Raw genomic sequence first — 8125 nt, 5'->3', positions numbered from 1 at the left:
ATTGCTCAAAGCTGAACTGTTAAGCATCATATGCCTTCTGCTTCTCTATTATGACTTCGGACGCTTCCCCCAATGACCACCCCACCCCGCAGCCTGGCCTCGGCGTTATTTCCTGTCGGCCTGCTGTTAATTGCCATGGCTTCCATCCAGTCCGGCGCCTCGCTGGCCAAGAGTATGTTCCCCATTGTTGGCGCCCAAGGCACGACCACTTTGCGCCTGGTATTCGCCAGTGTGATCATGCTGCTTCTATTACGCCCCTGGCGCGCCAAGCTGACGGCCAAGTCACTGCGCACGGTCGTCATCTACGGCATGGCATTGGGCGGCATGAACTTCCTCTTCTATATGTCCTTGCGCACAGTGCCCCTGGGCATCGCGGTTGCGCTGGAGTTCACCGGCCCGCTCGCCGTCGCTATCTACGCTTCGCGCCGAGCGGTGGATTTCCTATGGATTGGCCTCGCGATCGCCGGCCTTCTTTTGTTGATTCCCATGGGGGAAGCCAGCAGCGGTATCGACCCGACCGGTGCCGCCTACGCGTTGGGCGCGGGTGTCTGCTGGGCGCTCTACATTCTGTTTGGCCAAAAGGCCGGCAACGACAATGGCGTTCAGACCGCTGCCCTCGGTGTAATGATCGCCGCATTGTTTGTTGCGCCGATCGGTATCGTCCACGCCGGCACCGCGCTCCTGACGCCCGCATTGATCCCTGTCGCCATTGGCGTTGCCATTCTATCCACGGCGCTGCCCTACACCCTGGAAATGGTCGCGCTCACCCGCCTGCCCGCCCGCACCTTCGGCACCCTGATGAGCATCGAACCTGCATTCGGCGCGCTCTCCGGCCTGTTCTTCCTGCAGGAGCATCTGTCCCTGGCACAATGGCTGGCCATCACCTGCATTATTCTGGCCTCCGTAGGCGCCACGCTGACGATGCGCAACGAATCAAAACCGTTGGTGCCAGCGGACTGACCCTCTTTAAAGGTAGCTCTGGTATTTACCGCTCATTTAGGCCATGTTTAGGCGGTAAACGAAGATCATTCATGGAGAATTTCGACAAGGACAGCTGAACGCTACAATCGAGAGCGAGTAGAGCCTGCTTCGAGCCTTTTTACGCAGCGGCTATTAAGGATAGGAATGAAACGAATTTTGATACTGTTAATGGTCGTGGGCATTGCGGGCTGTGCTGCGACCACCAAGACAGAAGTTAAACGGGGCAAAAAAGGGCTGCACATCAACTGTTCCGGCCTGTCCTCCTCCTGGGACGAGTGCTACACCAGTGCAGCCAACTCATGTGGCGCAAAGGGCTACCGGGTTATCGCCAAATCTGGTGACAATTCCGAAGAACCCGGCGACTACCCTTTCGGCCTCAACCCTGCCGGCTATACCAGCCGCAGTATGATCGTCATCTGTAAATGACCGCCCGAGCAGTCCACGTCCGACTGCTCCCTCTTCTTAAATTTCCGACATCGACCCGGCCATTCGCGACGCTGCGGCTACACTCCTGCTCGACAATCGAGCAACGGAGTTCCCATGACGCACAACAAGAAAATCGTATTGGTAGTGGGTGCCGGTGATGCCACCGGCGGCGCCATTGCCAAGCGCTTCGCCCGCGAGGGTTATGTGGCCTGTGTCACCCGTCGCAGCGCCGACAAGTTGCAGCCCTTGGTCGACAGCATCCAGTCGGCGGGTGGCGAAGCCCATGGCTTTGCCTGTGATGCGCGCAAAGAAGACGACGTCATCGCCCTCATCGAACAGATCGAAACCGAACTGGGCCCCATCGAAGCGTTCGTCTTCAACATCGGCGCCAACGTGCCTTGCAGCATCCTCGAAGAAACCGCACGCAAGTACTTCAAGATCTGGGAGATGGCTTGTTTCTCCGGTTTCCTGAATGCGCGAGAGGTGGCAAAGCGCATGGTCACCCGCAATAGAGGCACCATCCTCTTCACGGGAGCGACTGCAGGCTTGCGTGGGAGCGCAGGTTTTGCCGCGTTCGCCGGTGCCAAGCACGGCATCCGCGCGCTCGCGCAAAGCATGGCGCGAGAATTGGGCCCCAGGAATATCCACGTCGCCCACGTGGTGGTCGATGGCGCCATTGACACCGACTTCATTCGCGACAATTTCCCGCAAAAATACGCCCTGAAAGATCAAGACGGCATCCTCAACCCCGAGCACATTGCCGACAACTATTGGTACTTGCACAGCCAGCCACGTGACGCCTGGACCTTCGAACTGGACCTGCGCCCCTGGAATGAAGCCTGGTAAGCACACGCCCCCAAAAAAGAACAATAAGCAGCGAGCATCAACCATGAGTAAAACCCTGGAATTCTTCTTTGACCTCGGCAGCCCTGCCACTTACCTGGCCTACACCCAACTCCCCACCCTGTGCGCCGAAACCGGTGCGCAATTGGTGTATCAACCCATGCTGCTCGGTGGTGTGTTCAAGGCCACCGGCAATGCCTCGCCGATCACCGTGCCTGCCAAGGGGCGTTACATGCTCAATGATTTGGCGCGCTACGCCCAACTCTACAACGTGACGCTCAAGTTCAACCCGCACTTCCCCATCAATACCCTGGTGCTGATGCGTGCAGTGACCGGCATACAAATGCACCAGCCTGAACGTTTCCAAGCCTTCATCGATTGCCTGTTCCGCGCCCTCTGGGTTGAAGGCCGTCACCTTGGCGACCCCACTGTCGTAGCCGAAGTGCTGACCGAAGCGGGCTTCAACCCCGAGGACGTGCTGACCCTGGCCAATGATGAAAGCGTAAAAGCCGCCCTCAAGGCCAACACCGAGCAAGCGGTTCAGCGCGGCGTGTTCGGTGCGCCGAGTATGTTTGTAGGCAAACAGCTGTTCTTCGGTCAGGACCGTCTGGAATTTGTGCGCGAAGCCCTCAGCTAAATGTCTATCGCCAATCGCCCCTGAGCGCCGCTTGCGAGCAGATCGTAAGCGGCGTTTGCCGTATGCAGGTCGAACTGATGCGCGTCCATGATCGGCTTGAGCTTGCCGGCATCAATCAACCCGCTTGCTTGGGCCAATATCTGCCCGTGGTGCTCACACCCTTTGCCGGTCAACAACGGCAACAATGTAAACACACCGGAATACGTCGCTCCACGGAACGACAGCGGCGCCAGGCTATGCTGCCCCCAGCCCAGGCAACTGACCACATGGCCGTGATAAACCTTGGCGGCTCGAAAGGAGGCATCCAGCGTCTCACCACCGACAGTGTCATACACAATGTCGAAACCTTCGCCTGCCGTGTGCTGCGCCACATAGTCTTCGACCCTGTGTTGCTGGTAGTCGATAAAGGTGGCGCCCACGCCTTCAATAGTGGCCCGATGCTTGGCGGAACCGGTCGCATAGACGTCGGCGCCATAGGCAATCGCCAACTGCACAGCGACATGTCCTACACCCCCTGCGCCGCCCTGGATCAGGACCTTATGGCCCAAGCCTACCTGCGCACGGTCCACCAACCCTTCCCACGCCGTGATCAGCACCAGCGGCAACACCGCCGCTTCGCGCATGCTCAGGGTCTGAGGTTTTTTCGCCAGCAGGCGTGCGTCGACCACCGCATATTCAGCTAATGACCCCTGCGCACCACCAATACCCGTCGCGAGCGCATAAACCTCATCGCCCACTTGCCACTCACCCACCGCCGGGCCTAGTGCTTCAATCGTTCCCGCAAGGTCCATGCCGATGACTGCCGGCAAGGGCTGACGGGCATGGGCGGCTTGGCCTGCGCGAATTTTCGCGTCCAGCGGATTAAGGCCACTGGCCTTGATCCTGACCAGCACCTGCCCGGCACCCGCCACGGGTTTGGGCAGCGTAGTCAAACGCAACGGTGCATCTACTGTGTCCACAATCAAAGCGCGCATATCAGTCATATCGGCGATCTCGGTTCAGCGAAGAATAAAGCCGATAATCCCCCCACCCACTCATGCCGATAAGACGCCAAAAAGCTATAGTGCCCATGCGCATACGGCATGAATCGGACAGCCCATGGACAAACTCAACGCAATGGCGATTTTTGTTCGAGTGATCGAACGCGGCAGCTTTTCCGCCGTCGCCCGGGAAATGCACACCACCCAGCCGACCATCAGCAAAGTGTTGCGTGCGTTGGAAACCGAACTGGGCGGCAAGCTGATTGCCCGCAGTACGCGCCACCTGTCCCTGACTGACGAAGGTCAACGCTACTATAGCCACTGCCGTGAAATCCTCGCGGCCGTGGACGCGGCCGAGCACAGTTTCCAGACCGGCAGGGAAACCATCGCCGGCCCGTTGCGCATCGGCTCATCCGTCAGCTTTGGCCGCCTGCAAATCGCCTCGCGGTTAAGCGGTTTCTTGCAGCGATACCCTGACGTGCAAGTCGACCTGCAACTCAACGATCAACTTCAGGATCTGGTCAGCGAAGGCCTGGACGTGACCCTGCGCATCGGCGAACTGCGCGACAGCGGCTTGATTGCCCGGCAGATCGGCATCACCCACCGTGTCACCGTGGCCAGCCCGGCCTACCTGGCCCGGCACCCCGCTCCGCAAACGCCGCAAGACCTCACGCAGCACAACTGCCTGCTGTTCAACCTGCTGAGCAGCCAGAACCAATGGACCTACGACAAGGATGGCGCGCGACACACAGTGCGCATTGCCGGCAACGCTCAGAGCAATAACTCCGAGGCGGTGCGCGAGATGGTGTTGACGGGGCTCGGCATTGCGCTGTCGCCCCTGTGGTTATTCGTTGATGACTTGCAGGCCGGCCGATTGGTCGCGGTGTTGCAGGACTACACCGCGCTGTCACTGCCGATTCACGCGGTCTCGGCGCCCAATCGCCGCCAATCGGCCCGGGTCAGGGCATTCGTCGACTATATGGCCGACGCCCTGGCCCAAGCCCCGCAACTGCAGCCGATCAAATAGCCGCTGTACGCACTTGTAACCACTCCAATGCAGCACCACTGAGCAACGGGCTCAAGCGCTCACGCACCTCGGCGTGGTAGGCGTTGAACCACTCGCGCTCGTCCGCCGTCAGCAACGACGGTTCCAGGCAGCGGGTGTCAATCGGGCACAAGGTCAGGGTTTCGAACTTGAGGAACTCCCCAAACTCGGTCTTGCCCGCTTCACGGTTCAATACCAGGTTCTCGATGCGCACGCCCCAACGGCCTGGGCGATAAGTGCCCGGCTCAATCGACGTAATCATCCCCGGCTGCATCGCGGTTTGCGGTGCAGTGGCCGCCTGATAGGCGATTACCTGCGGGCCTTCATGCACATTCAGGAAATAGCCTACGCCGTGACCGGTGCCGTGACCGTAGTCCACGCCTTCGGCCCAGATCGGCGCACGGGCGATTGAATCCAGCAGGGGCGACAGAATGCCCTTGGGGAAATGTGCACGCGACAGGGCAATCACGCCCTTGAGCACGCGTGTGCAGTCGCGCTTCTGTTCTTCGTTCGGCGTGCCGATTGGCACCATTCGGGTGATATCGGTGGTGCCGCCCAGGTACTGGCCACCCGAGTCAATCAGCAGCAAGCCATCGCCTTCGATCAGCGCATGCTCTTCTTCGGTGGCGTGGTAGTGCGGCATTGCACCGTTGGCGTTGAATGCAGCAATAGTGTTGAAACTCAGCGACACATAACCCGGGCGACGGGTACGCGCGGCGGTAAGGTGCTCATCGATAGTCAGCTCGGTGATGCGTTCACGCCCCAACGCGCTGTCCAGCCAGGCGAAGAATTCGCACAACGCCGCGCCGTCCTGCTCCATGGCTTGGCGGATATGCTCGGCGTCCGCCAGGCTCTTGCGTGATTTGGCCAATGTGGTCGGGTTCAGCCCTTCGATCAGCTTGACGCCGGCATCGAGGTTTTCCAGCAAGCCGGCAGTCACCCGCGCCGGGTCGACTTGCAGGCTCGCACCCGAGGGCACGGCGCGCAATGCATGCGCCACTTCGCTGTAGTCACGCAGGGTTACGCCATCCTGCTCGAGCACCGCTCGCAAGGCAGCGTCGACTTTACTCAACGCCACAAACAAAGTCGCTTGCTGCTGATTGATCAAGGCAAAGGACACAAACACCGGGTTGAACGATACGTCACCGCCACGCAGGTTGAACAACCAGGCGATGTCATCCAGGGTGGCGATGAAATGCCAGTCGGCGCCCTTCTCTTTCAAGCTGGCGCGCAAGGCGGCGAGTTTTTCGCCACGACTGACGGTGGCCTGCGGCGGCAAGTGCTGGTAGATCGGCTGGTTCGGCAACGTGGGGCGGTCTTGCCAGACTTCATTGAGCAAATCGATATCGGTACGCAAACGCGCACCGCGCTCTGCCAGCTTGTCGCCCAGGGTACGTGCCGAGGCCACGGCCATGACCGCGCCGTCCACCGCCACCACAGCGCCTTCCGGGGTTTGCTCGGCCAGCCAGTCCAATGGGCCAGGCTGGCCGGGCTGCAGCTTCACCAGCTCGATGCCGCTGCCCTTGAGTTCCTTGCTCGCCTGTTCCCAGTAACGGCTGTCCGCCCACACACCGGCGAAATCTGCAGTGACAATCAGCGTGCCCACCGAGCCATGAAACCCCGACAACCATTGCCGCCCCTGCCAGTAACCCGGCAAGTACTCGGACAAGTGCGGGTCGGCCGACGGCACCAGCAGGGCGTGAATGCCCTCGCGGCTCATCAGTTCACGGGTATGCGCCAGGCGCTGGGGAACCGTTCCATGGGTCAAAGGCTGCGTACTCATTGTGTCTCCTGCTAACCACTAATAATTGTTATGTACTGCGAATGAAAATTCAGACGGCCCAAAACGCCGGTGCACTGGCGAGTGCGGCCTTGATCAATTGCACAGCCTGGTCGATGTCGTGTTCGGTGGTAAACCGGCCCAGGCTCAGACGAATGGTGCGGCCGGCGCTGCGTGCGTCATGGCCCAGGGCCAGAAGCACATGGGACGGCGCATTACTCGCCGAGTTGCACGCCGAGGTTGCCGAAAAAGCGATGCCCGCGCTAAGTGCTGCCGAATTGAACTCACCTTCGCTGAACGTCAGGCTGAGGGTATGCGGAATGCGCTGCGTGGCGCTGCCATTCAGGCGCACGCCCGCCACCGCTTCCAACTGTGCAAGCAGACGCTGACGCAAGGCAACGATGGTGGCCTTTTCCTCAGCAAAGGACTGCGCCGCCAAGGCAAACGCGGTGCCCATGCCGGCAATCTGATGTGTCGCCAGGGTGCCGGAGCGCAAGCCGCCCTCGTGGCCGCCGCCGTGAATCTGCGCCAAGACTTTCTGCTGCGCCCGCGGGCCGACATACAGCGCGCCGATGCCCTTGGGGCCATACAGCTTGTGCGCGGAAAACGACATCAAGTCCACCGGCCATTCAGACAGGTCGATCGCCACTTTGCCCGCACCTTGCGCCGCATCCACATGCAGCAACGCGCCGTGTTCACGCACCTGCGCGCCGATGGCGGGGATATCGTTCAGGGTGCCCAGCTCGTTATTGACCAGCATCAGGGACACCAGGAAGGTGTCTTCGCGCAAGGCTTCACTGACCGCCGTGGCGCTGATCAACCCGTCGGCGTCCGGCACCAGATAGGTCACGGCCACCCCGGCTTCCTGCAACTGCCGTGCGGTGTCCAGCGTGGCCTTGTGTTCGATCTGGCTGGTGATGATGTGCCCGCCCGCCACGCCGCGCGCCTGGGCTACGCCCTTGATCGCGAGGTTGTTGGATTCAGTCGCACCGGAGGTCCAAACGATTTGCTCAGGGCTGGCACCGACCAACTCGGCGACCTGGCGCCGCGCCTGTTCAACCGTTTGCCGCGCCGCTTGGCCGAACGCATGGGAACTGGACGCAGGGTTACCGAAATTGGCATTGAAGCCCAGACACTCGACCATCACTTGGATAACCCGCTCATCCACCGGCGTGGTGGCGGCGTAGTCGAAATACAACGGACGTTTATTCATGACGTTTAAGACTCGCAGAGCGTATTCCCGAGAACAACGTCTCAGGGGCATCGACCGGAACAGAGGTCGTCAGGTTTAACCGATCGAATGCCATTAAAGAAGAACCACTTTATGTAAATGTGCGTAGGAACGCTCCTGAAATTCAGCTTAACAGGCTGAAGTAACCCAATGGCAAACAAAAAACCCGAGGTTCCTTAAGGGAATCCTCGGGCTTTTTGCC

Annotated in this window: 8 protein-coding genes; 5 read left to right on the top strand and 3 right to left on the bottom strand. The window is 60.1% G+C overall.

Annotated features, from left to right (window positions below):
* The first annotated feature begins 72 nt into the window (after nt 1-72).
* The 4 genes from rhtA to ACA065_RS10340 all read left to right on the top strand — a co-directional run bounded on the left by rhtA (nt 73) and on the right by ACA065_RS10340 (nt 2887).
* Nucleotides 73-960 carry a threonine/homoserine exporter RhtA gene (gene rhtA, locus ACA065_RS10355; RefSeq protein ID WP_497694408.1) on the top strand — a complete coding sequence of 296 codons (888 nt, stop codon included), beginning with the start codon at nt 73-75 and terminating at the stop codon, nt 958-960.
* A 165-nt stretch (nt 961-1125) separates the two neighbouring features.
* Nucleotides 1126-1407, top strand: coding sequence for a hypothetical protein (locus tag ACA065_RS10350; protein WP_497694407.1), 282 nt, complete (start codon nt 1126-1128; stop codon nt 1405-1407).
* A 114-nt stretch (nt 1408-1521) separates the two neighbouring features.
* Nucleotides 1522-2253, top strand: coding sequence for an SDR family oxidoreductase (locus tag ACA065_RS10345; RefSeq protein ID WP_497694406.1), 732 nt, complete (start codon nt 1522-1524; stop codon nt 2251-2253).
* A 43-nt stretch (nt 2254-2296) separates the two neighbouring features.
* A complete protein-coding gene (locus ACA065_RS10340; protein WP_497694405.1) occupies nt 2297-2887 on the top strand; it encodes a 2-hydroxychromene-2-carboxylate isomerase in 591 nt (196 codons plus the stop codon).
* On the opposite strand, the gene ACA065_RS10335 is transcribed toward ACA065_RS10340, so the two are convergent.
* Nucleotides 2884-3861: a zinc-dependent alcohol dehydrogenase family protein gene (locus tag ACA065_RS10335; RefSeq protein ID WP_497695330.1), complete on the bottom strand. Its 978-nt coding sequence runs from the start codon at nt 3859-3861 to the stop codon at nt 2884-2886. The two genes, ACA065_RS10340 and ACA065_RS10335, sit on opposite strands and share 4 nt — an antisense overlap.
* 124 nt (nt 3862-3985) lie before the next feature.
* On the opposite strand from ACA065_RS10335, the gene ACA065_RS10330 reads away from it, so the two are divergent.
* The gene (locus tag ACA065_RS10330; RefSeq protein ID WP_497694404.1) at nt 3986-4894 is read left to right on the top strand and encodes a LysR family transcriptional regulator; all 909 of its coding nucleotides are present in this window, start codon (nt 3986-3988) and stop codon (nt 4892-4894) included.
* Here ACA065_RS10330 and ACA065_RS10325 read toward each other — a convergent pair.
* A complete protein-coding gene (locus ACA065_RS10325) occupies nt 4887-6695 on the bottom strand; it encodes an aminopeptidase P family protein (RefSeq protein ID WP_497694403.1) in 1809 nt (602 codons plus the stop codon). The two genes, ACA065_RS10330 and ACA065_RS10325, sit on opposite strands and share 8 nt — an antisense overlap.
* 49 nt (nt 6696-6744) lie before the next feature.
* The gene (locus ACA065_RS10320) at nt 6745-7905 is read right to left on the bottom strand and encodes a cysteine desulfurase family protein (RefSeq protein WP_497694402.1); all 1161 of its coding nucleotides are present in this window, start codon (nt 7903-7905) and stop codon (nt 6745-6747) included.
* Nucleotides 7906-8125 lie beyond the last annotated feature (220 nt).

It is taken from the genome of Pseudomonas sp. LBUM1640, from assembly GCF_059716225.1.
Note: the sequence above shows the minus strand (reverse complement) of the source record. Positions and strands in the feature narration are given on the sequence as shown.

Excerpts from the sequence above, each read along its gene's own strand:
- rhtA (WP_497694408.1), top strand. The coding sequence starts at position 73 with ATGACCACCCCACCCCGCAGCCTGGCCTCGGCGTTATTTCCTGTCGGC.
- ACA065_RS10350 (WP_497694407.1), top strand. The coding sequence starts at position 1,126 with ATGAAACGAATTTTGATACTGTTAATGGTCGTGGGCATTGCGGGCTGT.
- ACA065_RS10345 (WP_497694406.1), top strand. The coding sequence starts at position 1,522 with ATGACGCACAACAAGAAAATCGTATTGGTAGTGGGTGCCGGTGATGCC.
- ACA065_RS10340 (WP_497694405.1), top strand. The coding sequence starts at position 2,297 with ATGAGTAAAACCCTGGAATTCTTCTTTGACCTCGGCAGCCCTGCCACT.
- ACA065_RS10335 (WP_497695330.1), bottom strand. The coding sequence starts at position 3,861 with ATGCGCGCTTTGATTGTGGACACAGTAGATGCACCGTTGCGTTTGACT.
- ACA065_RS10330 (WP_497694404.1), top strand. The coding sequence starts at position 3,986 with ATGGACAAACTCAACGCAATGGCGATTTTTGTTCGAGTGATCGAACGC.
- ACA065_RS10325 (WP_497694403.1), bottom strand. The coding sequence starts at position 6,695 with ATGAGTACGCAGCCTTTGACCCATGGAACGGTTCCCCAGCGCCTGGCG.
- ACA065_RS10320 (WP_497694402.1), bottom strand. The coding sequence starts at position 7,905 with ATGAATAAACGTCCGTTGTATTTCGACTACGCCGCCACCACGCCGGTG.